Consider the following 26,796-nt stretch of genomic DNA (forward strand, 5'->3'; position numbering starts at 1 on the left):
TGTCAGGCCGCGTCGCGGCGGAGATAGCGGCGCGAGAGCGCGTCGAAGGAGATCGCGAGAACCACGATCGCGCCGGACACGATGCCCTGCCAGTAGGGGGACACGCCGAAGAGCACGATGATGTTCTCGATGATGGCGATGATGCCCGCGCCGAAGATCGCGCCGAGCGGCGAGCCGACGCCGCCCGTGGTCGCGACGCCGCCGATGACGGCCGCCGCGATGGGCGCGAGAACCCAGGTCTGTCCGATGGACGGCTGGGCCGTGCCGAGGCGCGCGACCATCAGTAGGCCCGCGAGCGCCGACAGAAGTCCCGCCAGGGTGAAGACCAGAAGCCGGATGCGATCCACCCGGATGCCGAGCATGCGCGCGGCGGCCGGATTGTTGCCGATCGCATACATGTAGCGGCCCATCGGCGTCTTCAGGATGAGAAAGAGCGCGATCGCCAGGACGACCAGCATGATGACGAACGGAACCGGTAGGAGGAGCACGTCGCCCCGCCCCAGGAACTGGATGTCGGCCGGGATGCCGGTGATGGCGACGCCTTTGGTGAGAACGAGGATCGCGCCCCCGTAGATGCCGGCGGTGCCGATCGTGAGCACCAGCGAATGGAGCCCGAGCCGGGTGACGAGGAGCCCGTTGAGAAAGCCGAGCGCCATGCCGAGAAACAGCGCCAGGGGAAGCGCGGCCAGCGGCGAAAGCCCGGCCTGGACCATCAGCATGCCCGACACGACGCCGCACAGGCCGCCGATGACGCCGAGCGACAGGTCGAGCTCGCCCAGGATCATCAGCGAGGACTGCGCGATCGTGATCAGCCCGACGAAGGCGAGCCCACGCGCGATCACCGACATGTTGTAGCCCGATAGGAAGTAGGGCGAAATCACAGCCGAGATCACGAAGATCGCCAGCAGCGCGGCGAAGACGCCGGCGAGCGGATTGCGCAGGAGGAGCGATAGCGCGCCGGCGCGCTCGGTCCTGGCGTCCTTGGTCGATGCGGCATCAGTTGACATGGGGAGCCTCCGACGGGACGTGTCCTGGAAGGATGGGGGAAGGGCCGGTGGCGAAGATCGCGCCGACAAGGGTTTCGGCGTCGGTGGTCGCGGCGTCGAAGCTGCCGGTGAGGCGGCCCGAATGCATGGTGACGATGCGGCTCGCGCAGCGGCGCAGCTCGGTCATCTCCGACGAGATCAGGATGATGCCGACGCCCTCCTCGGCGAGCGACTTCATGATCTTGTAGATCTCGGCCTTGGTGCGGATGTCGATGCCCTTGGTGGGTTCGTCGAAGATCAGGATGCGCGGCGTGGTCGCCATGGCCCGGCCGATGATGGCCTTCTGCTGGTTGCCGCCCGAAAGCTGCGAGATGCGCTTGCCCATGCCCGACGTGCGGATGCCGTAGTCGTCGATGATCCGCTGGACGATGCCGTGTTCCTTGCGCCTGTCGATCCCGGCGGCGCCGGTGGTCAGCGAGAGAACGGAGATGCCGATGTTCTCGCGGAGCGACAGGAGCGGGAAGATGCCGTGGTGCTTGCGCTCCTCCGAGAGGTAGAGCATGCCGCCCCGCACCGACGAGGCGGTGTCGTCGAGACGCCAGGGCTGGCCCTCGACGCGCACGGTGCCCCCGCCAGCCTTGCGGAAGCCGAAGATCGTCTGCATCAGCTCCGAGCGCCCCGCGCCCACGAGACCGGCGAAACCGAGAATCTCGCCGCGCCGCAAGGTGAAGCTGACATCCTGGAACATGGGGCCGGAAAGCCCTTCCACCTCCAAGATCGGCTCACCGAGGGGGCACTGGGGCCGGAAATGGTCGTCCATCGTGATCGCGCGGCCGGACATGGCCCGGATCAGTGCCGGCTCGTCGATGTCGGCGATGCGCCCGGCCTCGACCTTCTCGCCATTGCGCAGGACGGTGTAGTCGTCGCCGATGGCGAAGACCTCCTCCATCTTGTGCGAGATGAAGACGATCGCATGGTCGCTGTCGAGGAAGCCCCGGATGACCTTGAACACGCGCTCCACCTCGCGCGCCGTCAGCGCCGAGGTCGGCTCGTCGAGGATCAGGACCTTCATTTCCCGGTTGGTGGAGGCGCGCGCGATCTGCAGGAGCTGCTGGTCGGGTACGGAGATGTGGCGCACGAGATCGCCCGGCCGCGCCTCGATGCCGAACCGGTCGAGATAAGTCTGCGCCTCGGCCTCGAGGCGCCGCCGGTTCACAAGGCCGCCATGCCCCGTCCGATCGAAGGGCATGAACAGATTTTCCGCTACGCTGACGTCCGGGAACAGGGACAGTTCCTGCGGCACGTAGGCAATCTTGCGGAAGAGGTCGGGGCGCTCGGTCGGGTCCGCGCCGTCGATGCGGATCGCTCCCGCGCTCGCCCGGTCGGAGCCGGTGAGGATCTTGACCAGCGTCGACTTGCCCGCGCCGTTCTCGCCGGCCAGAATGTGGGTGCGCCCGAGCTCGATCGAGAGATCGACGTCGGTAAGCGCCTTTACGCCGGGGAATTCGCGGCTGAGCCCCCGTGTTTCGAGATAGGCCATGCTTCCTCCCGAGGTTGGCCGGTCGTTCGACGGAGCGGCGCGAGGGGCGGCGTCAGCCACCCCCCGCGCGCGATGGCTCAGCCGCCGACATTCGCCTTCGTCAGGAACGCGCTGCCGGTGTCGACATAGTCCGGCACGGGCGCGCCGGTGACCTGGGCCCACAGCAGCATGACGGACCAGTAGCCCTGCATCTCGGGGAGCGAGGCGGACGAGCTGTCGGCGACGCCCGAGCGGATCAGGTCCAGCATCTCGTTGAGATTGTCGAGGCCGACCATCTTCACCTTGTCCTGCTTGCCCGATTCCACGATCGCCTGACCGATGCCGATCGGGCCGGCCGCGTCCGACGCCACCCAGCCCTTGAGGTTCGGGTGGGCCTGCATGATCGCGGCCGCCTGGCTCTGTGCGGTCTCGATGCTGTCGTTGTCGATGCCCTCGGCCACGACCTTGATGCCGGGATGCGCGGCGAAGACGTCGCGGTGGCACTGGGCGCGGATCGAGTGGTTGGGGGCGGTCGGAACGCCCATCATGATCGCGACCTCGCCTTCGCCGCCCAGCATCTCGACCAGACGGTTCGAGGCGATCTTGGCCTGCTTGCAGAAGTCCATCCCGATCGTCGGGATCTTCATGCCCTCGGGCGCGACGGAATCGAAGACCACCAAGGGAATCTTCTGGCCCTGCGCCGCTTCCAGCGAGGCGCGGTTGCCCGAGGGGTCCAAGAGGTCGATCGCGATGCCATCGGGGCGGGTGGAGATCGCGCTTTCCACGATCTGAACCTGCTGCACGACGTCGGCCGTCTGCGGCGCGGAATAGACGATCTCGATATCGGACCCGGTCTGCGCCTTGAGGGCGGCCGCGGCCATCTGTGCGCCTTCGTTGACCTTGTCGAACCAAGGATGGACGACCTTCGGCACGATCAGGAAGCGGTAGCTGGCCTTCTTCATCGTGCCCGGCGCGTCCTGCGCGCTCGCGGTCAAAGGAAGCATCAGGGCCGCCGCGCCAGCCAGGGCGAGTGCCAGTTTCTTCATCGTTCGTCTCCCGTTCGTCCAGCGCGTCAACGCGCCCTCCACCATCGACACCCACCTCTCCAAACGGGCGCCGTCCCTATTCATACAGATGTAAAATAAAATTTACAATCGTATCTCAGCGTGTGTTTTGGGGAGTTCAGGAGGCGTTCCGCGCCGAAGAGAACCGCGGTCTTCGGAGGGTTCTTCGTCCGCGTTCTTGGAGTGTGAGCTGGGAAAAGCGGGCCGCGCGGTGATCGCGTACGCCGACATGGTGGGGAACGGGCGCGGCTTTCGGCTTGGCGCCGGGGCCATGAGGTCGGCCATCGGCTCAGTTTGCCTGGAGGGGTTCCGCGCTTGTCCATCGCCGTTGGCTGCGAGGAGGACAGCAACGGTGAGGCGGATGATGGAGCTCTCGTTGGAGAAAAGGCCGACGACGTCGGCCCGCCGCTTCCCCTCCTTGCTCAATCGCTCGGCGAGTCTGTCGAACGATTCCGGGCCAGGCGCTGACCGGGAAGGGCCAGATGCGCCAGCATGTCGGTTTTGCTATCGATGATGAAGGTGCCCATGCGTTGGGACACTATCCCCGGAGTCGGTCGGCTACGCGGCGCAACGCCCGAGCCGCGCTAGCGCGGCCGGGCTGGACGAAGGCGTGCCGCCAGTGCTCCGCCGGGCGCTCGGGACATAGGACAGGGCATTGCGCATCTGAACGTGGCAGCCCCACTGCCGCGATGCTGACCGGCGCCCGCACATGGGGGTTAGCAAGCCGCGAGCGGGGCCGGATCAGCCGTGCCCGCGCCCTTTGCTTAAGCCTTACGCTATGCCCTGGCCTGCCGACGGATCTCGCGGCCGCGATGGCGCTCCGTCAAGCCGTTTCCCCGTCCGAAAAGGCGTTGGCGCAGCGTGCCCTCGCTGTAGCCGGTCTTATAGAGGCCGCGCTCCTGAAGCGCGGGCACCACGAAGCGGACGAAGTCCTCGAAGCTTTCGGGGACGACGGTGCGTGTCAGGTTGAACCCGTCGATCTCGCCTTCCTCGATCCAGCGTCCCATCTCATCAGCCACCGTCTCGCCGCTGCCGACGATCAGAGGATAGCGCCCGCCGAGCGAGAGACCGTCCAGAAGCTGGCGTTTGGTCAGCCCGCGCTCGCGGGCAAGCGCTGTGGTGGATTGGATGGCGTTGGTCGGGCCGTAGGCGATCTCCTCGTCCAGATCGAAGCGCGAGAAGTCGATGCCGCTGCCGGCGGCGAAATGCGCAAGGCCCGCTTCGGGGTTGGCGTGACGGACATAGTCTTCGTGCCGCTCGCGCGCGGCCGCGTCGCTTTCGCCGGTGACGACGCTGAGGCCGACGAGGATGCGGATGTCGTCCGCCCGCCGCCCCGCCGCGACCACCGCCTCGCGAAGCTGGCGCGACAGGCGCCGGGCGGTCTGCGGATCGGGCGCGGAGATGAAGACGCATTCGGCATGGGTCGCGGCGAAGCGCTGGCCCCGGCCCGACGTTCCGGCCTGGAACAGGACGGGCGTGCGCTGCGGCGAGGGTTCGGAGAGATGCGTGCCGCGCGAGCGGTAGAACGGGCCGTCGTGATGGATCTCGTGGATGCGGGCCGGGTCGGCATAGACGCGGCCCCCCTTGTCGCGCCGCACGGCCCCGTCCTCCCAGCTCGTTTCCCAGAGCTTGTAGAGAAGATCGAGATAGTCGTCGGCCCGGTCGTATCGCGTGTCGTGCTCGGCCATGGCGTCGCGGCCCACGGCGCGCGCGGCGCTGTCGAGATAGCCGGTTACGATGTTCCAGCCGACGCGCCCGTCCGTCAGATGGTCGAGCGTCGAGAAGCGCCGGGCGAACGTATAGGGATGCTCGACGCCCGTGTTGACCGTGACGCCGAAGCCGAGCCCGCGCGTCACCGCCGCCATGGCCGGCACGAGAAGGGTCGGGTCGTTGACGGGAAGCTGGATGCTTTCGCGCGCCGTGAGGTCGATCGAATCCTGGTAGACGTCGTAGACGCCCACGATGTCGGCAATGAAGACCGCGTCGAACAGGCCCGCCTCCAGCGTGCGGGCGAGGTCGGTCCAGTAGGACAGTTTGGTGTAGTCGGCCGACCGGTCGCGCGGATGGGTCCAGAGGCCGTGATTGATATGGCCGACGCAGTTCATCGTGAAGGCGTTGAGGACGATCTCTTTCGGCATTCGCGGCTTTCTCTACAGGGCGCCGTGGCGTGGCGGGCGCTCGCCGGTCAGATGGTAGCGGCCGACGGCCTGGTATTTCCAGCGCACGGGATCGTGCAGCGTGTGGGTGCGCACGTTGCGCCAGTGGCGATCGTGATTGTCCTCGGCCAGCGTCGAGGAGGTGCCGGAGAGTTCGAACAGCTTGGTCGCCGCCAGAAGGCCGGCCTTTGTGGTGGCGATGCGCGCCTCGGCCACGGCGATCGAAGCCTCGGCCACGCTGTCTTCGGTCATCTCGCCCTGCGCCCGGTCGACGATCCGCCCGGCGCGGCGCAGTAGGGCCTCCGCGGCGCGAAGCCGGACATGGACCTCGCCCACTTCGCGGATCGTCAGCGGATCGTCCACCGCGCGCTCGACGCCGGAATCGATCCAGGGCCGGGCGCGGGCTTTGACGAAGGCGAGCATGTCGGCGAAGGCCTCGCGGCCGATGCCGAGATCGATCGCGGCATGCATGATCTGCGCGACGGGGCCGATCGTCGTGGCGCGCTCGAACGAGGCGCCGAAGGGCACGACCCAGTCCGGCTCCACCCGCACGCGGCGAAAGCGCACTGTCCCTGAGCCCGTTGTGCGCTGGCCGAACCCGTCCCAGTCGTCCACCACCTCGACACCCTCGGCCTCGCGCGGCACGAAGACGAGATGGGAAACGAGCCCGCCCTCCTCCTCGGCCATCGCAAGGGTCGGAATCCAATGGGCGTAGAGCGCGCCGGTGCAGTAGAACTTGTCGCCTTCGAGGAACCAGCCTTCGGCCTCGCGCAGCAGCCGGGTGCGGCGTTGGAAGTCGCGCGCGCCGATCTCGGCCAGGGCATTGCCGAAGCGCTCCCCGGCGAGCGCACGGGCGAAGAAGGCCTGTTGCTGCTCCCGCGAGCCGCCGACGCGCAGCACTTCCAGCGCGTAGAAATGGTTCTGCGGGATCTGCCCGAGCGAGCCGTCCGCCGCCGAGATCGTCGCGATCACCTCGGCCAGCACCGCGTTGGAGACGCCCGCGCCGCCATAGGTGCGCGGCACGGTGATGCCCCAGAGGCCGCTTTGGGAAAAGCGGTCGAGCTCGGGCCAGGGCAAGCGGCGCTCGCGGTCGCGCTCGCTCGCCCCGGCGCGGAATTCGGCGACAAGGTTGTGGGCGATCTCCAGCGCCTCGCTTTCGCTCGCAATGACATGAGCCGGAGCGACAGGGGGCGCGGCGGGTGGCTCGAAAAGGGGGCGCGTGTCCAAGGCGGTCTGTCTCAATTCCATTGATGGCGGCGGGGCAGGGCGCCGGTCAGCGCGTGGTTGCCGAGAAGATGCAACTTCCAGCGCACGGGATCGTGCAGCGTGTGGACGCGGGCGTTGCGCCAATGCCGGTCGAGATTATGGCCGGCGCGCGTCGCCGCCGAGCCGGCGAGGTCGAACAAGGCCTCGCTCGCCTCCAGCGCCGCTTCCGTGGTCAGCACCTTGGCCTCGGCGACGGCGAGCGAGGCCCGGGCGCTGGAAAGCTCGGTGACCGGATCGGCGGCCACGTCGTCCAGCACCTCGGCGGCCTCGCGCAGCACCGCCTCGGCGGCGTGGATCGAGGTCGCGAGCGCGCCGACCGAATGGCGGATCGTCGGGTCCTCCACGGCCCGCTCCACCCCGGAATCCACCCAGGGACGCGAGCGCTCGCGCACGAAGGCAAGCGTGTCGGCGAAGGCGCCGCGCGCGATGCCGAGATCGATCGCCGCCTGAATGATCTGCGACACGGGGCCGGCAAGGCCCGGCCGGTCCGCGAAGGCATGGACCGGCACGACGTTCCCGGGCTCGACCGGAACATCGGTGAAGGCCACCGAGCCGCTCGTCGTGGTGCGCTGGCCGAAGGAGGTCCAGTCGTCGATCACCTCGACGCCGAAATCCTCCCGCCGCACCCAGACCTGTACGGGCTTGTCGTCATCGTCCAGCGCGCGGGTCGGAATCCAGTGCGCGAACAGCGCGCCGGTGGAATAGAAGCGCCGGCCAGACAGGCGCAGCCCCTCGGGCGTCTGGCGAAGCCGCGTCTTCATGTGCAGCATCGAGGCGCCGCCCTTCTCGGGCCCGGCATTGCCGATGCGCCGCCCGGCCAGAACATCGGCGAAAAAGCGCCGCTTCTGGTCCGGCGTGCCGATGTCGCGCAGGAGCGCGACGACGCCGAACTGGTTCTGCGGGATCTGGCCGAGCGCAGGGTCGGCCGCCGAGAGGATCGCGAAGACTTCCGCGAGCGTCACGAAGGAGACATCGGCGCCGCCGTGGTCGGCCGGGATGGTGATGGCCCCGAGACCGCTCGCGGTGTAGCGCTCGATCTCGGCAAAGGGCAGGCGGCGCTCGCGATCGCGCAAGGGCGCATCACGCGCGAAGTCGGCTGCGAGCGCGGTCGCGACCTCGATCGCCTCGCCGTCGCTGCCGATCCAGCGCGGAGGAAGGGGTGTGTTCCCGCTCATCGCCGTCATCGGGCGCGAAGGCGACGGACGGCGAAATCGCCTGCGAACTGGACGAGGCAGACGAGCGCCACGAGCACGACGATGACCACGGCCATGACGGTGGTGTCGAAGCGCTGGTAGCCGTAGCGGATGGCGAGATCGCCGAGCCCGCCCGCGCCCACCGCGCCCGCCATGGCGGAGGCGCCGATCATGGTGACGATCGTGATGGTGAAGCCGCCGACGAGCCCAGGCAGCGCCTCGGGCAGGAGAACGTGGCGCACGATATGGCGGCGTCGGCAGCCCATCGCCTGGGCCGCCTCGATCAGCCCGCCATCCACCTCGCGCAGCGAGACTTCCGCAATGCGTGCGAAGAAGGGCGTGGCCGAAATGGCGAGCGGCACGATCGCCGCCGGAACGCCGATCGTCGTACCCGTCAGAAAGCGGGTGAGCGGCAGAAGCGCCACGAGAAGCACGATGAAGGGCGTGGCGCGAAAGCCGTTGACAACGGCGGCGACGGCCTTGTGGGTGCGCGGCGCCGACACGATGCCGCCGGGCTGGGAAAGGACCAGGAACAACGCGATCGGAATACCGGCCAGAAGCGCGATCAGCGCCGACAGGCCGACCATGGCGAGCGTGTCGAGAAGGGCCTGTGTGAGGCGCGCGATCATGGCGTCAGACATAGCCGAGAATCCTCGATTGGGGAGCAAGGTCGGATAGCTCGACGCCGAGGGGCGCTCCGCCCGCAACGCGCGCGGCGAGAAGGACCCGGCCGCTGGTGTGGCCGTCGATCCGGTCGAGCGCGGCGTCGAGAAGGCGCGCGCCGCGCGGGAAGGCGCCGGCGATGGCGCCGAGATCGGGTTCCCGGTCGCCGGTAAAGCGCAGCTCGACGATCGCCTCGCCGGAAAGGCTTGGCGCCGGCTCGGCGCGAAGCCGCGCGGCCAGATCCTCCGGCAGGCCTCGGGCGAGCGGCAGGAGAAGGGCCTGCGTTGCGGCATGGCGGGGATCGCCGAAGACCTGCCAGACGGGGCCGGTTTCGGCCACCTCGCCCTTGTCCAGCACCAGCACCCGGTCGCAGATTTCGCGAATGACGCTCATCTCGTGGGTAATGAGGATGATGGTGAGGCCCAGGCGTCGGTTGATGTCCTTCAGGAGCGCCAGAATCTGCAGCGTCGTCTCTGGATCGAGCGCCGAGGTCGCCTCGTCACAGAGCAGGATTTCGGGATCGCTGACCAGCGCGCGGGCGATGCCGACCCGCTGCTTCTGCCCGCCCGACAGGCGCGAGGGATAGGCGTCCTCCTTCCCCTCCAGCCCGACGAGGCGCAGCACCTCGTCCACGCGCCGGGCGATCGAGGCCTTGTCGACGCCCGCGACGACAAGCGGCAAGGCGACGTTCTGCCGGACGGTCTTGGCCGAGAGAAGATTGAAGTGCTGGAAGATCATGCCGACGCGCCGACGAAAGGCGACGAGTTCGTCGCCGTTCAGGGCGGCGATGTCCTCTCCGTCCACCAGAACGCGCCCCTCGGTCGGCTCTTCCAGCCGGTTGACGAGGCGGATCAGGCTCGACTTGCCGGCGCCCGAGCGCCCGATAATGCCGAAAATGCCGCCATCGGGAATGTCGAGATCAATGCCTTCGAGCGCGCGCACCGTGCCGCCTGCGCTCCGGTAGCTCTTGCCGACCGCTTCGAGGCGCACCGAGCCGGAGCGGCGTTTCGGCAGCTCGGCGCTCAAGGCAGTATGGGGCGCGAGGGCCGGCGAGGGCGCGCCGGGGCGGCGGGCGGGCGGCGCCGCGTCGGCCTCGCGCCGGGCGCGTTCGAAGATCCAGGTCGCATCCGTCATGGCCGGTTCCCTCTCAAGGCGCCGCTCAGTTCTGCCAGGCGATGGTGTAGAGCTTGGGATTGTCCGCGAAGGCCTTGCCGATCGCCTCGCGGACCTTCGGCGAGGTCTGGTAGATCGAGACGAACTTCTTCAGATCGGCATTGTCGGCATGGTCCTTGCGCACCACGAAGCGGATCGCGAACTGCCGGTCGTCGATGCCGGAATAGATGAGGCCCGACGCGGGATCGAAGGCCTTGGCGGCGACGATGAAATGGGGGTAGCCGAGCGCCAGATCGACATCGCCCGTGACGCGCACGAGCTGCGGCCCTTCGACTTCGGTGAAGGTCAGCTTCTTGGGATTCTCCACGATGTCGTCCAGCGTGCCCTTGAAGCCGACGCCCTCCTTCAGCTTGATGAGCCCTGCCTTTTCCAGAAGCAGAAGCCCGCGCCCCTGGTTCACCGGATCGTTGGCGATGGCGACGGAGCCGCCCTCCGGGATTTCATCGAAGCTCTTATGCTTCAGCGAGTAGAGGCCGATATTGGCGAGCGTGCCGACGCCGATATCGGTGAAGTCGTAGCCGCGCTGGGTGATGGCGTTGTCGAGAAACGGCTTGTGCTGGAAATAGTTGGCGTCAATGTCGCCCGAGGCCAGCGCGATGTTGGGCGTCGTCCAGTCCGAGAATTCCACCACCTCCACGTCGAGCCCCTGCGCCTTGGCTTCCTCGGCCGCGGTGGCGACGGAGTCGGCATAGGCGCCGGGCGTGACGCCGATCTTGATCGGGTCGGCCAGCGCCGGCGAAAGCAGAGCGAAGGCGGCGGTGGCAAGGCCGGCGAAAAGAAGCGTCTTCATGGGGCGAGGTCTCGAAGGGAGAGGGAAATCGGACGAGGCGGAAAGGGTGGTCGATCGGGTCAGGGCGCAGGGCCTGCGAAGGGCGGCGCGACGCTGCGAAGTCCGGCCGGCTGGGGTTTGAGAGGGCGGGCCGCGCTGGGGCTTCCCGCCGATCGTGATTGAACCCAGAGTAATTTCTATCAGTCCATAGAAGAAGTATAGATTTGCCGTTTCGAGCGCCGCTTGGGAAAAACCGTTCCGCATGCCGCGACACGGGCGAAGCGCGGCGACCGGGCGATTGACGAGGCCGGGCGGGTCCGGTGAACGAGTCGTGGTGCCATGGCGCGACACCCCCAATCGAGCAGCCGACAGTCGCCCCCGCACTCGCCCCGGTTCTGTCCCGCGCTGGGACGATCGTTCTCGCCCGCGCCGCGCGCGGGTCAGACGATCCGCTTCAATCCACAACTTTGGTATATTATTTTGCGGAGGGGACGGCTCGGCGTTTTAAGCTGGGAGCATTCCAAGGATAGGCAGACGCGAGGACGCCGTCATGACACTCGTTTCCCAGACATTCACCGCGCGGGCGCCCGGCCTCGTGTCCCTCGGCGGCGCGGTTCCCGCACCGGTGCTGAAGGACGCCATGCGCCATCTCGCCGGCGGCGTGTCGGTGGTGACGGCTGGAACCGGCGACGAGCGCACGGGCGCGACGGTAACCACCGCCCATTCGCTCTCGGTCGATCCCGAAACCATGATCGTCTCGATCAACCTGTCATCCTCCACCTGGCCGGTGATCCGGCGCTTCGGCCATTACTGCGTCAATCTCCTGGCGCAGCGGCAGCAGCCCATCGCCGACCGCTTCGCCGGGCGCGGCGGCGTGAAGGGCCGGGAGCGCTATCTCGGCGCGGACTGGACCGTCCTGGAAACAGGGGCGGGCGTCCTGGTGGGCGCGGTCGCCTCGGTGGACTGCGAGGTCGAGGAGATCATCGAGCGGCACAGCCACGCACTGATTCTGGGCACGGTGCGTGCCGTCGCCGTCTCGGGCGGCGAGCCGCTGGTCTACAGCCATGGCCGCTACGGCCGCGTCGCGCCCGGCGAGTGACGCGCCCGCGCCGCCTCCCTTTCCCGTTTGCCGAAAGCCCCACCATGCCATTCGAGACGCCCGACAAGATCAACGTCCTCTGGTTCCTGCCGACCCATGGCGACAGCCGCTATCTCGGCACGAGCGAGGGCGGCCGCGCGGTGGACCTTCCCTATCTCCGGCAGGTGGCGCAGGCGGCCGACCAGCTCGGCTATTACGGCGTGCTTCTGCCGACGGGTCGTTCCTGCGAGGATTCCTGGGTGGTCGCCTCGGCGCTGGCGCCGCTGACGGAGAAGCTGCGCTTTCTCGTGGCCGTGCGCCCCGGCCTTCAGTCGCCGACGCTCGCCGCGCGCATGACCGCGACGCTCGACCGCATCTCCGGCGGCCGGCTCCTCATCAACGTCGTGACGGGCGGCGATCCGCAGGAGAACAAAGGCGACGGCATCTTCCTCAGCCATTCCGAGCGCTACGAGGTGACGCGCGAGTTCCTGGAAATCTACAAGCGCGTCCTGTCCGGCGAGACCGTCGCGCACCAGGGTAAGCACTTCACGATCGAGGACGGGCGGCTTCTTTTCCCGCCGGTGCAGGCGCCCTATCCCCCGCTCTACTTCGGCGGCTCGTCGGAAGCGGCCAACGAGGTCGCGGCCGGCGAGATCGACAAATATCTGACCTGGGGCGAGCCGCCGGCGCTTGTGGCCGAGAAGCTGGACACGGTTCGCGCGCTCGCCGAGAAGCGCGGCCGCAAGCTCTCCTTCGGCATCCGCCTTCATGTCATCGTGCGCGAAACGAACGAGAAGGCTTGGGAAGCGGCGGACGAGCTCATCAGCCGACTCGACGACACCACGATCGCCGAGGCGCAGAAGGTCTTCGCGCGTATGGATTCGGTCGGCCAGTCGCGCATGAGCCAGTTGCACGGCGGCCGGCGCGACAAGCTGGAGGTGAGCCCCAATCTTTGGGCCGGCGTCGGTCTGGTGCGCGGCGGCGCCGGGACGGCGCTGGTGGGCGATCCCGATACGGTGGCCGAGCGGATCGACGAGTATCGACGCCTGGGCATCGACACGTTCATCCTGTCGGGCTACCCGCATCTGGAGGAGGCCTATCGCTTCGGCGAGCTGGTTCTGCCGCGCCTGCCGCTGGCTCATGCCGTCCCTTCGCGCCAGGCGAGCGTCAACACCGGGCCTTTCGGTGAGAGCATTGCCGGCGACCGCCGCCCGCAAGCCCGGCTCGCCAGCCAGTCGTGACGCGAAGCCCGGACTCCTCGCCGACCCTTGCCATCGTCGGCGGGGGCTTTTCGGGCGCGGCGCTCGCCTACCATCTGGCGCGGCGGGCGGATGCCGCGCATTGGCGCATCACTGTGGTCGAGCCGCGCGCCGTGCTCGGCGCGGGCCTTGCCTATTCCACGGGCGAGTCGACGCATCGCATCAACGTGCCGGCCGGGCGCATGAGCCTCGACACGGGCGATCCAGGCGCCTTCGAGCGCTGGCTGGAGGCCTCTGGCGCGATGGCGGGCGACGGCGAGGCCAAGGACGAACAGGGCCGGCCCTTTCCGCAGCGCGGCCTGTTCGGCCGCTATGTCCACGACCAATTGGTGCCCATGCTCCGCGCGGGGCGGATCGTCCACCACCGCGCGTGGGCCGAGCGCATTGAGCGGCGCCCCGAGGGCGGCTTCCGCGTCGCGCTGAGCGATGGCGCCGAGCTTGCTGCCGACGTCGTGGCGCTCGCCTGCACCCATCCGCTTCCCGCCGTCCCCTCCGCCCTGCGCCCCATCGCTCTTGCGCCCGGCTTTCTGGCCGATCCCTACGATGCCGACGCGCTGGCGAACGTTGCGCTCGGCGCGCGGGTTCTCGTGGTCGGCAACGGACTGACGGCGGCCGACGTGGTCGTGACGCTCGACCGGCTCGGCCATCGCGGGCCGATCGTCACGCTCTCGCGCGGCGGCCTTCGCTCGCGCGGCCACGCGCCGATGGCCCTCGAGCCGCGCGGCGAGTTTCTCGACCCGCCGGCACGAAGCGCTCTGGCGCTGCTGCGTCGCATCCGGCGCGAAATCGGCGAGGCCGCTCGCGACGGCGTGCCCTGGCAGGCCGTGATCGACGCCGTGCGCGGACAGGGCCAGTCCCTCTGGCAGGCGCTGCCCGAGAGCGAGCGGGCGCGGCTCGTGCGCCATCTGCGCAGCGTCTGGGACGTGCATCGGTTTCGCATTGCGCCGCAGGTTGAGGCGAGGCTTGACCGGCTGGAGGGGCAAGGCCGCCTCCAGCGTCTCGCCGCCTCGCTTCAGGGTTCGGTGATCACGCACGAAGGGCTGGCGCTGCGTTGGCGGCGGCGTCACCGGGCCGAGGTCGAGACCCATGTCTTCGATATCGTGGTCAACACGACGGGTCCGGCCCATCGAACGATCGTCGATCAGGCCCCCGCCGCCTCGCTTCATGCCGCCGGCCTTGTCCGCCTCGACCGGGTCGGCCTCGGGCTTTCCACCGCACCGGACGGGCGGGCGCTGGACAAGGACGACGCGCCTGTGCCCGGCCTCTACATCGCCGGCCCGCTGGCGCGCGGTACGTTCGGCGAGCTGATGGGCCTGCCGCAGGTGACCGCCTATGCCGAGGATCTGGCGGCCGAACTGGTTCGGGCAGTCGGGCGCCCGGCGGCCGACGGCGACACGGCCCCGTTCGATCCCGCCGCGCTGCGCCGCACGGCCTGAGGCGAGGGACGATAGGTCATCGCCCATCGAAAACCCTCGTCGCCGCCATGGCAAGATGCGTCTCCCCGCCCGATATCGACGCCAGGGCGGGCCGGACTTTTGGTGCGCCGACGCCTCTCGACCGGAAGGATAGTCATGAGCGATCTCGAAGCGGAGCACGAAGCCTGGAAGGCGAGGCGCCTGGCCTCGCTCGCCGCGCCGGACGGCTGGCTGAACATCATCAGCCGCACGCCGCTGGAGGAGGGCAGCGTCAGCATCGGGCGGGCCGAGACGAACGACATCGTCCTCCCGGCGGGGCCGGACGAGGTCGGGCGGCTGACGCAGGATGCCGAGGGCCATGTCACCTTCGCGCCCGCTGATCGTGGCGCTCCGATCCCGCTGCCGCTCAGCAAGTCGAAGCCGCCGCGCTTCACCGCCGGGACGCTGCTTCTGGAGGTCACGACGCTGAACGGGGAGAACGCCCTGCGCGTTCGCGACACGGCCTCGACGGCCGGCGCGGAGCGTGCGCCGCTGCCGAGCTTTCCCTTCGACCCGTCCTGGCGGATCAGGGCGGACTGGGTGCGCCTCGAAGCGCCCCACTCGGTCGAGATCGACACGAGCCGCAGCATTCGCACCGAGGTGGAGGCGACCCATAAGGCCGTGTTCGAGCGGGAGGGGCAGCGCTACGAGTTACTGGCGACGCACGGCACGGCCGAGTCCCCCCAGTTCGTGTTTCGCGATCTCACCGCGCGCGGCGGCGAAACCTATCCGGCCGCCCGCTTCCTGTTCGGCGAGGAGGTGACGAAGACGTCCATCCTTCTCGACTTCAACCGCGCCGTCAGCCCGCCCTGCGCCTTCACCGACTTCGCGGTCTGCCCGCTGCCGCCCCCCGGCAACGTCCTGCCGATCCGCATCGAGGCCGGAGAACTCGCGCCCGATCACGGTTGATGGGCATGGCGATGTGTAGGGGAGGCGGACGAGGCTTGGCCCGCAGTACCCCTGCCATCGCCAAGCTTGCGGTCTTCGACGCCAATCCGCCTTGGTCCCCTTTCGCGGAGGTCGAGATTCGAGACGACGCGCGCGCCGGCAGTTCGGCAGTGAGTGTGGAGCTAACGTCTGGGTCGCCTTGTCACGGAGTCTTCGCACGGCTGGGCGGAGCCATGCGCCACCTCACGCGTTTCCGAGCACCACACAGGAGACCCGACATGGCGAATGCCACCAAGACGCTCGCGCAGTTCCGCATCGTGCCGGCCGAAGACGGCCAGTCCGCGCAGCTCCATATCGAGGACGAGACCGGCGCGACGCTCGAACTGAAGGCGACGCGCGAGCAGCTCGACGTGATCGCGGACGAGATCGACACGATGCTGACCTCGACCGAGGAAGCCGACGAAGTCTGAACCCCCGTCGATCGGCGGTCCAAACCGCCATTGTTTCATCGGCCGGGTTTCGCACCCCGGCCGATGCGCTTCGTGCCTCAGGGTGCCAAGTCGTGGACCGGCTTGGCCTCCGCGTTGGCCGGGGCAACCGGCGCATTGCTGGCGGGCGTCATCAATTGGGCCGGGCTTTTGAGCGCGGCGACGTCGATCTGTGGCGGCGTCGGAAGCTGGAGATGCTCGGCCGTGTAGGCCCAGGTCGCCTGGACGCGCGCGGGGTCGTCGTTCAGCTTGGTGCCGTAGCTCGGCACGATCTGCCGGATCTTGGCCTGCCAGTCCGGCGTCGCGACCTTATCGGTGAAGACCTTCTCCAGGACCTTCAGCATGATCGGCGCCGCCGTGGAGGCGCCCGGCGAGGCGCCGAGCAGGGCCGCGATGCTACCGTCCTTGGCCGAGACGATTTCCGTGCCGAGCTTGAGAACGCCGCCCTTGTCGGCGTCGCGCTTGATGATCTGCACGCGCTGGCCCGCCTGCCACAGGCGCCAGTCCTCAGCCCTTGCCTGCGGGAAATACTCGCGCAGCGCCGCGATGCGGTCCTCGTCCGAGAGCATGAGCTGGCCGGCGAGATATTCCACCAAGGGATATTCGTCGATCCCGACCCGCATCATCGGCCAGACATTGCTGGTCGTGGCGGAGGAGAGAAGGTCGAAATACGAGCCTTCCTTCAGGAACTTGGTGGAGAAGGTGGCGAAGGGGCCGAACAGGATGACGCGCTTGCCGCCGAGCACGCGCGTGTCGAGATGGGGCACGGACATGGGCGGCGAGCCGACCGAGGCCTTGCCATAGGCCTTGGCCAGATGCAGCATCGTGACGTCCGGGTTCTCGTTCACCAGGAACGAACCGCCGACTGGGAAGCCGCCGTAGTCCTCGCCCTCAGGAATGCCGGCCTTCTGCAGGAGATGCAAAGCGCCGCCGCCCGCGCCGATGAAGACGAAGCGCGCGTCCACCGTGCGCTCCGACCCGTCCTTCAGATTGCTGTAAGTGACGCGCCAAGTGCCGTCGCCGTTGCGCTCGATCGATTCCACCTCGCTGGAGGTCTGGAGATCGAAGCCAGGCTGGCTGGAAAGATGGGAGACGAACTGGCGGGTGATCTCGCCGAATTCCATGTCGGTGCCGAGCGGCGTCCAGGTCGCGCCGATCTTCTGCCGGGGATCGCGCCCCTGCATCATGAGCGGCACCCACTGGCGCAGTTGCTCGGGATCGGTGGAATAGTTCATGCCGGCGAAGAGCGGGCTCGCCTTCAGCGCCTCGAAGCGCTTTTCGAGATAGGCGATGTTCTCGTCGCCCCAGACGAAGCTCATGTGCGGCGTGTGGTTGATGAAGGAGCGCGGGTTCTTCAGAACGCCGTTGCGCACCTGCCAGGCCCAGAACTGGCGCGAGATCTGGAAGGCCTCGTTGATCTCCACGGCCTTGGAAATGTCGATCTTGCCGTCGGCCTTTTCCGGCGTGTAGTTCAGCTCCGCCAGGGCCGAATGGCCCGTGCCGGCATTGTTCCAGCCGTTGGAGCTTTCCAGCGCCACGCCGTCGAGCCGCTCCAGCATCTGCATGGACCAGCCGGGCTCCAGCTCACGCAACCAGACGCCGAGCGTGGCGCTCATGATGCCGCCGCCGATCAGAAGCACGTCCACTTTGGAGGCGGCGGCGGTCGCCAGCGCCGGCGCGCCCGGCATTGCCGCCACCGCGAGGCCGGCCAGCGCGGTGCCGAGAACCTGCCGTCGGTTCATGGGAAGGGCTTGATGCAGAAGATCAGCGGACGGGCGGCCGTTGTTGTCGATCACGATGAAACCTGAATGCGTTGTCGGTGTGGCCGAATGGCTCTGCGGTCCCGTTATAGGAAAGGCACGGCCTAGACAATCATCCGGCCATTCCGCCAGTCGGAAAGGCGAGAGATAGCCTCATGCAGGGCTTAACTATTAGGAAAGACATTCATCTTTCGCAGGCGCCAGAGATCGAATACCAATTTCTCGCATTGCAGCATATCGTCTATGCTTTGAAGAACTCTAAGGAACGCATATGCGAAGAGCAGTGGCGTGCGCGCGTCAGGAAACCGGAGCCTGATCGGCTCGGTCCAGTGAGTCGTTCGGGATCGTGGAAGGCCGGCCAGCGGTCAGGGCGGCGTCCAGGCGGTGCGCTCGACCTCCAGCCCCACTGAGGGCGCCTCCAGGCGGAACACGAGGCCGGAGGGGGCGAAGTCGATCTGCGAACTGCCGCCGAACTCGGCCGCGAGCACGCGCTCCACGATGCGCCGGCCATAGCCGGTGGCGGTCGGCGGGGCGACGGGGGGGCCGCCCGATTCCCGCCATTCCAGCGCGAAGCGTCCGCCGCCCACCGTCCAGGTCACGTCCACCCGCCCGTCCGCGTTGGACAGGGCGCCGTGGCGCCAGGCATTGTCGCCGAGCTCGTGCATGGCGAGCGAGAGCATGGTGGCGATGCGCGGCTTCAGCCGCACGTCCGGGCCGCCGACGCGCAGGCGATCGCCCACCCGCTCGTGCAGCGGGTCGAGCGCGCCCTGCATCACGTCCACCAGCATGGCGCTGGCCCAGGCCTCGGCGGTCAGGACGTCGTGGCTGCGAGCGATGGCCTGCAGGCGGCCGGTGATGGCGGAGGCGACGCGCTCCGGAACGGCGCCGTCGCGCAGCGTCTGCAACACCACGGTCTGCACCGTCGCCAGCGTGTTCTTCACGCGGTGGCTCAGTTCGCGGTTGAGGAGAAAACTGTGCTCCTCGGCCCGCTTGCGCTCGGTCACGTCGAGCTGCGAGGCGAAGAAATAGGTCAACTCGCCCTTGGAGAAGACGGGGGAGATGAGCAGCGCGTTCCAGAAGGTCGTGCCGTCCTTGCGATAGTTCAGGAGATCGACCTCGATCGAGCGCCGCGCCGCGATCGCCTCCCGCACCCTTTGCGTATCGGCCTGACGCGTGGCGGGGCCCTGCAGGAACCGGCAGTTGCGCCCAAGGATCTCCTCACGGGAATAGCCGGTGAGATGCAGGAAGGCGTCGTTGCAGAAGACGATCGGATTGTCGGGCTGCTTGGGATCGGTGACGACCATGGGCATGCGCGTGGTGCGCACGGCGGAGGCGAACGGGTCCTCGCTGCCGCCCGTGGGAATGCCCAGTTCCGTTTCCACGCTGGGCCGGGCGTTGTCGCTCACGATCGAAACTCCTGGGCATTCGCAGTCGGCCTTGGGCAGGACGAGTCCTCCCATGGCGCGGCCGGACGATAGGCGAGGGCGCCCGCCCCGTCGAGGCCAGATTAACGGGCGTCCCCGGCAAAAGGTCCCACGCGCTGTGCGGTGCGTCAGCGAGGGGCGATCGCGGGGAGGAAAGGGCGAGGCACGGTTGGCCGGATGTCGAAAAGCGCCCGACGAAATCTTCAGGCCGGAGGATGGTCGGGCGATTCGGATCGGGGAGGAAGAGCGTCCCAAACGACCTTGTGGGGTCTTCCCCCGTAGCTTATCGCCCTCGAACGAGAATCCTCGACTATCTCGCGCCCGGAGGTTTTGTCAGACGCGCAAGAGACGAAGCGAGGGGCGCGTGCTTCTCCAAACGCGAACCTGCCACAGCGGGCAAATCGGGGCATGTCTCCATCCGAAATGCCGCCTTATGCTCGCCGAGCTTGATCCCGCGTCCCGCTTTGGCCATGGGACTGGGCAAGACGTGGCTGGGCAGGACAGGCGCGAGCGGGAGGGGAGGCCGGGCAGGCGTGGAGATGAAGGTTCCCAATGCCACGGCCGACGTGTCGGCTTCGGAGGCGACGGCGCGCGCGCCGGGTCGCTTTCGCTCGCTGGTGCGGCGCGAGGAGATCGCGCTCGTGGTTCTGGCCGCGATCGTCGGCGCCTGCGGGGGTCTGCTCGTCATGGGCATCTCGGCGGCCGCGCAAGCCCTGCATGTCGCCTTCTTCGCGCTGGCGCCGGGCGAGCGGCTGAGCGGGTCGCAGGCGCTGGCCTCGCCCCTGATGGCGCTGGTGCCCGCGATGGGCGGGGCGATCCTCGGTCTCATGCTGTTCTGGCAGGCGCGCGGCAAGGCGCGCGCCCTGATCGATCCGATCGAGGCCAATGCCCTGCATGGCGGGCGCATGTCGTTTCGCGACGGGATCGTGGTGGTCGCGCAGAATCTCGTGTCCAACGGGTTCGGCGCCTCGGTCGGGCTGGAGGCGGCCTATACGCAGATTTCGGCCGGGCTCGCCTCACGCTGCGGCGTCGCCTTCGAGATGCGGCGCGGCGACATGCGCACGCTGGTCGGCTGCGGCGCGGCGGCGGCCATCGCGGCGGCCTTCGACGCCCCGCTGACGGGCGCCTTCTACGCCTTCGAGCTCATCATCGGCACCTATGCCGTGGCTGCGCTGGCGCCCGTCGTCGCGGCGGCGCTGTCGGGCATGTTCGTTTCGCGCCTCTTGTCGGACAGTCCGCATCTCGTCGAGATCGTGGCGCCGGGCGCCCTGCCGGCCTCTGTCTGGCCCGCCGCGCTGGTGCTGGCCGCCTTCGCGGCGGGGCTCGGCATTCTCATCATGCAAGGGGTGACGCTGGTGGAACGCGGCTTCCGCCATACAAGGCTGCCCCAGCCGCTCCGCCCCTTTGCGGGCGGGCTTCTGCTCGGCGCCCTGGCGCTCCTGACGCCGCAGGTCCTCTCGTCCGGGCACGGCGCGTTGGAAATTCGCATCGACGCGGCCATGTCGCTGTCCTCGCTCGCGGTGATCCTGGCGCTCAAGGCGCTGGCTTCGGCGATCTCGATCGGCAGCGGCTTTCGCGGCGGCCTGTTCTTCGCCTCGCTGTTTCTCGGCGCCATGCTGGGGCGGCTCTTCGCCGATCTCGCCGGCCCGGTTCTACCCGGCGTCGAGCCCGTGGTCTTCGCCGTGGTCGGCATGAGCGCGCTCGCCACCGCGATCGTCGGCGGGCCGCTGACCATGACCTTCCTGGCGCTGGAGATGACCGGGGACTTTCCGATCGCCGCGCTGGTGCTGGCGGCTTCCGTCACCACCTCGCTCGCGGTGCGCCGGACCTTCGGCTATTCCTTCGCCACCTGGCGTTTTCACCTGCGCGGCGAAACCATCCGCAGCGCCCACGATGTGGGCTGGATCCGCAACCTGACGGTGGGGCGCATGATGCGGCGGGATCTTCGCACCGTGCCGACCGACCTCTCGCTGAAATCCTTCCGCCGCTCCTTTCCGCTCGGCTCGCAGCAGCGCGTTGTGGCGGTGGACCCGGCCAGCGACGCCTATGCCGGCCTCGTACTCGTGCCCGATGCCTATGCCGACGGGCTCACCGATCTTGACACCGAGGTCTCGACCCTGCTTCGCTTCACCGACGCGACGCTGCGCCCTTCCATGAACGCGCGCGAGGCCATGGCCCTGTTCGAAGCGACCGAGAGCGAGGCACTGGCCGTGGTGGACGGGGCGGAGGCGGGACGTGTCGTCGGCCTCCTCACCGAAAGCCATGTGCTGCGTCGCTACAGCGAGGAACTGGACCTGCGCCGACGCGAGGCGACGGGCGTGGCGTGAGGCCATTCGCCGGGCGCTTCGAGCCACAGGCCTCGCGCCGATCAGGTCGAGACGCGGTGGCGCTCTTGTTTTGCGATTGGGCTTGTCGGGCCCCGTGCGCCGATCGCCGCTTCGGAGAAGCGGACTCGCGGCGTCGCCCCCTTAGACGGATCGCTTAAATTCCACATAGCCATGAGAGGTGCAGTGCATCAATTTCACCGCGAAGGCTCGCACATCGGAGTGTGCACCGCTTATAGTAAGTTAGGCGGACGATTCGCGAGTTGTTTTCGTCCCCTTGGCTTTGGCCGACCGGCCCTCGCGCTGGCCGCGCCTGTCGCGATCGGGCCCCGGGTGTGGCAGAACTGATCCCGTCCCTCTGGCGGCCGGATCGCTATCGGCGGACGCGAGGAGGCGCGAGATCGGAGTTGCCCATGCTCATAGCCCTGGCCCGGCGCCTCGCCGGCTTCGCGCTGACCTTCTTGATCCTTTCGGTCTTCGTCTTCGCGGTGATGGAGGTCATGCCCGGCGATCCGGCGGCCACGATGCTCGGGACTTCGGCGACGCCCGAGACGTTGGCGGCGCTGCGCACGTCGATGGGGCTCGATGCCCCGCTTGTCGAGCGCTACGCCGCGTGGCTCGGCGGCCTTGCCACCGGCGACCTCGGCACGTCCTACACCTACGGCGTGCCGGTGCGCGACCTCATCGCCGAGCGCCTCGCGGTGACGCTGCCGCTCACCTTGATGGCGGCGACGCTGGCGGTTCTCGTCGCTCTGCCGCTCGGCACGTTCGCCGCTGCCCGGCCCGGCGGGGCGGTGGACATGGCGGCCACCTTCTATGCCCAGGCCGGTATCGCCGTGCCGAATTTCTGGATCGGCCTGCTGCTCGTCATGGGCGTGGCGCTGGGGCTCGGGCTCCTGCCGGCGGGAGGCTTTCCCGGCTGGGATGCCGGCGTCTGGCCCGCGGTTCGGGCGCTGATCCTGCCGACCGTGGCACTGGCCATTCCGCAATCGGCGGTCCTCGTGAACATCACGCGCGCCGCCGTGGTGGAGGTGCTGAACGAGGATTTCGTGCGCACCGCGAGGGCCAAGGGCGCCTCGCCCGCCAGAGCCCTGTGGCGCCACGCCGTGCCCAACGCGCTGGTGCCTGTGCTCACCATGCTCGGCCTGCAATTCTCGTTTCTGATCGCGGGCGCGGTGCTGGTGGAAAACGTCTTCAACCTTCCCGGCATGGGCCGCCTGGCCTGGCAGGCCCTGTCGCAGCGCGATCTCGTGGTGATCCAGAACGTCGTCCTGTTCTTTGCCGTGATCGTCATCCTCGTGAATCTGGTGGTGGACATCCTGCACACGATCGTCGATCCGCGCCTTCGCAGGCGCGCATGAGCACGCTGGCCTTGCCCTCCGCCCCCGTGCCCCGCTGCCTGTGGAACCGCTCGCTCCTGATCGGCCTCGCGATCACGCTGACGCTGGCCTCGCTGGCGCTCCTGTCGCTGGTCTGGACCCCGGCCGAGCCGGCCAAGCTCAACATCCTGCGCAAGCTGAAAGGGCCGCTGGAGGCGGGCTGGCTCGGCACCGACCAACTCGGCCGCGACATCGCCTCCATGATGATGGTGGGCGCGCGCAACTCCCTCTCCGTCGCGCTCGGCAGCGTCGGCTTCGGCGCCGCGCTCGGCACGCTGGCGGGCGTTTTCGCCGCCGCCCGGCCGGGCCTGTTCGACGCGGCCCTCATGCGGGTCTGCGACGCGCTGTTCGCTCTGCCGCCCATCCTTTCGGCGATCATGCTCGGGGCGATCCTCGGCCCCGGCTCGCTGACGGCGGCGACCGCCATCGGCGTCTTCATGATCCCCGTCTTCGCCCGCGTCACCCGCGGCGCGGCGCGCCAGATCTGGGCGCGCGAGTACGTTCTCGCCGCGCGGATGGCCGGTAAGGGCACCGCGCGCATCACCGCCGAGCATGTCCTGCCCAATATTTCCGGCCAGATCATCGTTCAGGTGACGATCCAGCTCGGGCTCGCGATCCTGACCGAGGCGGGCCTGTCCTTCCTCGGCCTCGGGCCGACCCCGCCGGCCCCGACCTGGGGGCGGATGCTGGCCGATTCCCAGACCTACCTCCTCCAGGCGCCGCACATGGCGGTGATCCCGGGCCTTGCGATCGCGCTGACCGTTCTCGGCCTCAATCTCACGGGTCGCGGGCTCGCCGCCCATCTCGACCCGCGCGGAAGGGAGGCCGCCTGATGCTGGACGTTCGTTCGCTTTCGGTCGCCTTCCACCGGCCGGAGGGCCTCGTTCGGGTCGTCGACGATCTGTCCTTCACGCTGGCACGCGGCGAAACGCTGGGCATCGTCGGCGAGTCCGGCTCGGGCAAGTCCATCACGGCGCTCGCCGCGATCGGCCTCCTGCCGCGCGGCGCGCGGGCCGAGGGGCAGATCCTGTTCGAGGGGCGGGACATGCTGGCCCTTTCGGAGCGCGAGCGCTGCGCCTTGCGCGGACGGCGCATCGGAATGATCTTCCAGGAGCCGATGACGGCTCTGAACCCGGCCATGACCGTGGGCGCGCAGATCGCGGAGGGCATTCGCCTGCACACGTCCGCCACGCGGCGCGAGGCGCGGGCCGAGGCTCTCGCGCTTCTGGAGCGGGTGCGCATTCCCGATCCCGCCCGGCGCATCAACAGCTATCCCCACGAACTCTCCGGCGGCCAGCGCCAGCGCGTCGGCATCGCCATAGCCCTGGCGCTTGAGCCTGACCTGCTGATCGCCGACGAGCCCACGACCGCGCTGGACGTGACCGTGCAGAAGGAAGTGCTCGACATTCTGGAGGAGCTGGTGGACGAGCTCGGCCTCGCGCTGATCCTCATCAGCCACGATCTCGGCGTGATCGCGCGGATCGCCGACCGCACGCTGGTCATGCTTCGCGGCCGGACGATGGAGGAGGGGCCGACCGAGCGCGTACTGCGCCATCCCGCCAGCAGCTACACCAGTGAACTTCTCGCCGCCCTGCCGCGCCGCGCCCGCGCCGGCCTCGCCTCCCCGCCCGCCGCCGATCGGGAGCCGGCGCGATGAGCGAGGCGAGAACCCCTCCCGTTCTCGACGTGCGCCATTTGTCGCGCGACTACCGCGTGCGCGGGGCGAACGGGGCGAGCCGCGCCTTTCGCGCCGTGGACGACGTGTCGCTGCGGCTGGAGCGCGGCTCGATCCTTGGGCTGGTCGGGGAATCGGGCTGCGGCAAGTCCACGCTGGCGCGCATCGCCATGGCGCTGGACCGCCCGACCTCGGGCGAGGTCCTGATCGAGGGCGAGGACCTCTTCGCTCTCTCGCCCCGCGCGCTCGCCGCCAAGCGGCGCGACTTCCAGATGGTGTTTCAGGACCCCTATGGCTCGCTCGATCCGCGCCACACGGTGGAGCGCATCGTCGCCGAGCCGCTCCATGTCGTGCCGGACGCGCCAAAGGGCCGGGACCGCACCGATCTCGTCGCGCGGCTTCTGGAAAGCGTCGGCCTGCGCGCGGCCGACGGGGCGCGCTACCCCCACGAGTTTTCCGGCGGCCAGCGCCAGCGCATCGCCATCGCCCGGGCGCTCGTCACGCAGCCGCGCCTTGTGGTGGCCGACGAGGCGGTCTCCGCGCTCGACCTTTCAGTCCAGGCGCAGATCCTGCGGCTGATCCTCGATCTTCGCGACCGACACGGCCTGTCGGTGCTCTTCATCAGCCACAATATCGGCGTGGTGGACGAGATCGCCGACCGCGTCGCCGTCATGAGCGCCGGACGCGTGGTGGAGGAGGGGAGCGTGCGGGACGTTCTCGACCGGCCGCAGCACGACTACACAAGACGGCTCCTCGCGGCCGAGCCGACGCTGCACACGATCGGCCGCCGCCGGCGCTCCCCGCCCGTTTCTCCAGCTTCTGCCCAGGCCCCGTGATGACCGATCTCCTATCTCTCGACGCCGCCGCTGTTCTCACCGCCTTCGCGGATCGGCGCCTGTCGCCGGTCGAGTATTTCGACGCGGTCACGCGCCGGATCGAGCTATGGGAGCCGCATATCTCGGCGCTCTATGCCTACGATCCCGAAGGGGCCTGTGCGGCGGCGAAGGCCTCCGAGGCGCGCTGGGCGAAGGGGGCGCCGACGGGGCCGCTCGACGGATTGCCGGTGACGGTGAAGGAACTGATCGCGACGGAGGGTACGCCGATCCCGCTCGGCACGGCGGCGACGACGCTTTTGCCGGCCGCAGTGGACGCGCCCTCGGCCGCGCGCCTGCGCGAAGCCGGCGCCATCCTCTTCGCCAAGACCACATGCCCCGATTTCGGCATGCTCTCGTCCGGCCTTTCCACCTTCCACAAGCTGACGCGCAACCCGTGGAACCTCGCCAGGAACCCCGGCGGCTCCAGCGCCGGAGCGGGCGCGGCGGCCGCTGCCGGCTACGGCCCGCTCCATCTCGGCACCGATATCGGCGGTTCGGTGCGACTGCCCGCCAACTGGTGCGGCCTGTTCGGCTTGAAGCCTAGCAACGGGCGCATTCCGATCGATCCCTATTATGTCGGCCGCTCTGCCGGGCCGATGACCCGCAGCGTCGCCGACGCCGCCCTGATGATGCCGGTCCTCTCGCTGCCCGACGCGCGCGACGCCATCAGCCTTCCCTACGAGGCGCTGGCCTGGGGCGATTTCGCGGTGGATGTCTCGGGCCTGCGGATCGGGCTGATGCTGGACGCCGGCTGCGGCCTGCCGGTGGACGATAGCGTGCGGGCAGTGGCAGAGGCGGCGGCGCGGCGCTTCGAGGCGGTGGGCGCGCGCATCGTCGAGGTGCCCGGCGTTCTCACACGCACCATGCTGGACGGGCTGGACGATTTCTGGCGCGCCAAGTTCTGGGGCGACATGGCGCTCTTGGACGAGGCGGCGCGCGGGCGCGTGCTACCCGCGATCACTGAGTGGGCCGAGCGGGGCGGGCGGCTTTCGGGCGTGGAGGTCGCGCGCGGCTTCAACCGGACGCTGGACATGGCACGCGCCTGCGCCGCCCTGTTTCAGGAGGTGGACGTCGTGCTTTCACCCACCGCGCCGGTGGTGCACTATCCCGCCGAATGGCCCTCGCCCACCAACGACCCCGCCGGGCGCCCCTTCGAGCACATCGCCTTCACCGTGCCCTGGAATATGAGCGGCCAGCCGGCCGCCTCGATCAATGCGGGCTTCACGCCGGACGGCTTCCCGATCGGGATGCAGATCGTCGGCCCGCGCTTCGGCGATCTCTTGGTGATGCGCCTGTCGAAGCTCTTCGAGAGCTGGCGGGCGCCGATCCGCTGGCCCGAGCCGCCGCGTGCCGTCGCCGCTGCGCCTCAGGACGCTTTCCTGCCGGCCTGACCCGTTCGGGCC

Annotated in this window: 22 protein-coding genes; 11 read left to right on the top strand and 11 right to left on the bottom strand. The window is 68.8% G+C overall.

Going from position 1 to position 26,796, the window contains the following annotated elements:
- Positions 1-2: 2 nt before the first annotated feature.
- The 9 genes from M673_RS18080 to M673_RS18120 form a co-directional block, all read right to left on the bottom strand.
- Positions 3-1,007, bottom strand: coding sequence for an ABC transporter permease (locus tag M673_RS18080; RefSeq protein ID WP_061978102.1), 1,005 nt, complete (start codon positions 1,005-1,007; stop codon positions 3-5).
- On the bottom strand, positions 997-2,526 hold the full coding sequence (locus tag M673_RS18085) for a sugar ABC transporter ATP-binding protein (protein ID WP_061978103.1): 1,530 nt from the start codon (positions 2,524-2,526) through the stop codon (positions 997-999). The genes M673_RS18080 and M673_RS18085 overlap by 11 nt, the downstream gene beginning before the upstream one ends.
- Positions 2,527-2,603: 77 nt before the next feature.
- Positions 2,604-3,551, bottom strand: a complete 948-nt coding sequence (locus tag M673_RS18090) for a substrate-binding domain-containing protein (protein WP_061978104.1) — start codon at positions 3,549-3,551, stop codon at positions 2,604-2,606.
- 794 nt (positions 3,552-4,345) lie between these two features.
- Positions 4,346-5,707, bottom strand: a complete 1,362-nt coding sequence (locus tag M673_RS18095) for an LLM class flavin-dependent oxidoreductase (RefSeq protein ID WP_061978105.1) — start codon at positions 5,705-5,707, stop codon at positions 4,346-4,348.
- A 12-nt stretch (positions 5,708-5,719) separates the two neighbouring features.
- The gene (locus M673_RS18100; protein WP_061978106.1) at positions 5,720-6,973 is read right to left on the bottom strand and encodes an SfnB family sulfur acquisition oxidoreductase; all 1,254 of its coding nucleotides are present in this window, start codon (positions 6,971-6,973) and stop codon (positions 5,720-5,722) included.
- Positions 6,964-8,175, bottom strand: coding sequence for an SfnB family sulfur acquisition oxidoreductase (locus M673_RS18105; protein ID WP_061978107.1), 1,212 nt, complete (start codon positions 8,173-8,175; stop codon positions 6,964-6,966). The genes M673_RS18100 and M673_RS18105 overlap by 10 nt, the downstream gene beginning before the upstream one ends.
- Positions 8,172-8,825, bottom strand: a complete 654-nt coding sequence (locus M673_RS18110) for a methionine ABC transporter permease (RefSeq protein ID WP_061978108.1) — start codon at positions 8,823-8,825, stop codon at positions 8,172-8,174. Before M673_RS18110 ends, M673_RS18105 begins: the two co-directional genes overlap by 4 nt.
- On the bottom strand, positions 8,818-9,981 hold the full coding sequence (locus M673_RS18115) for a methionine ABC transporter ATP-binding protein (protein ID WP_061978109.1): 1,164 nt from the start codon (positions 9,979-9,981) through the stop codon (positions 8,818-8,820). Before M673_RS18115 ends, M673_RS18110 begins: the two co-directional genes overlap by 8 nt.
- 25 nt (positions 9,982-10,006) lie before the next feature.
- On the bottom strand, positions 10,007-10,810 hold the full coding sequence (locus tag M673_RS18120) for a MetQ/NlpA family ABC transporter substrate-binding protein (RefSeq protein ID WP_061978110.1): 804 nt from the start codon (positions 10,808-10,810) through the stop codon (positions 10,007-10,009).
- Positions 10,811-11,339: 529 nt separating this feature from the next.
- On the opposite strand from M673_RS18120, the gene M673_RS18125 reads away from it, so the two are divergent.
- From M673_RS18125 to M673_RS18145, 5 genes are all read left to right on the top strand, one after another.
- Positions 11,340-11,888: a flavin reductase family protein gene (locus M673_RS18125; RefSeq protein WP_061978111.1), complete on the top strand. Its 549-nt coding sequence runs from the start codon at positions 11,340-11,342 to the stop codon at positions 11,886-11,888.
- A gap of 44 nt (positions 11,889-11,932) precedes the next feature.
- Positions 11,933-13,108, top strand: coding sequence for an FMNH2-dependent alkanesulfonate monooxygenase (gene ssuD / locus M673_RS18130; protein WP_061978112.1), 1,176 nt, complete (start codon positions 11,933-11,935; stop codon positions 13,106-13,108).
- Positions 13,105-14,562 (top strand): FAD/NAD(P)-binding protein, encoded by a 1,458-nt coding sequence (locus M673_RS18135; RefSeq protein WP_061978113.1) that lies wholly within the window; start codon positions 13,105-13,107, stop codon positions 14,560-14,562. The genes ssuD and M673_RS18135 overlap by 4 nt, the downstream gene beginning before the upstream one ends.
- Before the next feature lie 135 nt (positions 14,563-14,697).
- Complete coding sequence (locus M673_RS18140) at positions 14,698-15,489, top strand: DUF1684 domain-containing protein (RefSeq protein WP_061978114.1); 792 nt, start codon at positions 14,698-14,700, stop codon at positions 15,487-15,489.
- A 257-nt stretch (positions 15,490-15,746) separates the two neighbouring features.
- Positions 15,747-15,938 (top strand): hypothetical protein, encoded by a 192-nt coding sequence (locus M673_RS18145; protein ID WP_061978115.1) that lies wholly within the window; start codon positions 15,747-15,749, stop codon positions 15,936-15,938.
- A 77-nt stretch (positions 15,939-16,015) separates the two neighbouring features.
- Here the strand turns inward: M673_RS18145 and mqo are convergent, their stop codons facing one another.
- Together mqo and M673_RS25125 are read right to left on the bottom strand one after the other, a co-directional pair.
- Complete coding sequence (gene mqo, locus M673_RS18150; protein ID WP_082639870.1) at positions 16,016-17,698, bottom strand: malate dehydrogenase (quinone); 1,683 nt, start codon at positions 17,696-17,698, stop codon at positions 16,016-16,018.
- A gap of 383 nt (positions 17,699-18,081) precedes the next feature.
- Complete coding sequence (locus M673_RS25125) at positions 18,082-19,122, bottom strand: HWE histidine kinase domain-containing protein (protein ID WP_274534678.1); 1,041 nt, start codon at positions 19,120-19,122, stop codon at positions 18,082-18,084.
- Positions 19,123-19,679: 557 nt separating this feature from the next.
- Here M673_RS25125 and M673_RS18160 point away from each other — a divergent pair.
- From M673_RS18160 to M673_RS18185, 6 genes are all read left to right on the top strand, one after another.
- On the top strand, positions 19,680-21,467 hold the full coding sequence (locus M673_RS18160; RefSeq protein ID WP_061978118.1) for a chloride channel protein: 1,788 nt from the start codon (positions 19,680-19,682) through the stop codon (positions 21,465-21,467).
- A gap of 410 nt (positions 21,468-21,877) precedes the next feature.
- Positions 21,878-22,825: an ABC transporter permease gene (locus M673_RS18165; RefSeq protein WP_061978119.1), complete on the top strand. Its 948-nt coding sequence runs from the start codon at positions 21,878-21,880 to the stop codon at positions 22,823-22,825.
- On the top strand, positions 22,822-23,676 hold the full coding sequence (locus M673_RS18170; RefSeq protein WP_082639817.1) for an ABC transporter permease: 855 nt from the start codon (positions 22,822-22,824) through the stop codon (positions 23,674-23,676). The genes M673_RS18165 and M673_RS18170 overlap by 4 nt, the downstream gene beginning before the upstream one ends.
- A complete protein-coding gene (locus M673_RS18175) occupies positions 23,676-24,500 on the top strand; it encodes an ATP-binding cassette domain-containing protein (protein WP_202814311.1) in 825 nt (274 codons plus the stop codon). The genes M673_RS18170 and M673_RS18175 overlap by 1 nt, the downstream gene beginning before the upstream one ends.
- Complete coding sequence (locus M673_RS18180; protein WP_061978121.1) at positions 24,497-25,354, top strand: ATP-binding cassette domain-containing protein; 858 nt, start codon at positions 24,497-24,499, stop codon at positions 25,352-25,354. Before M673_RS18175 ends, M673_RS18180 begins: the two co-directional genes overlap by 4 nt.
- Positions 25,354-26,784: an amidase gene (locus M673_RS18185; RefSeq protein ID WP_061978122.1), complete on the top strand. Its 1,431-nt coding sequence runs from the start codon at positions 25,354-25,356 to the stop codon at positions 26,782-26,784. The genes M673_RS18180 and M673_RS18185 overlap by 1 nt, the downstream gene beginning before the upstream one ends.
- Positions 26,785-26,796 lie beyond the last annotated feature (12 nt).

This window comes from Aureimonas sp. AU20 (assembly GCF_001442755.1).
Classification (GTDB): domain Bacteria; phylum Pseudomonadota; class Alphaproteobacteria; order Rhizobiales; family Rhizobiaceae; genus Aureimonas.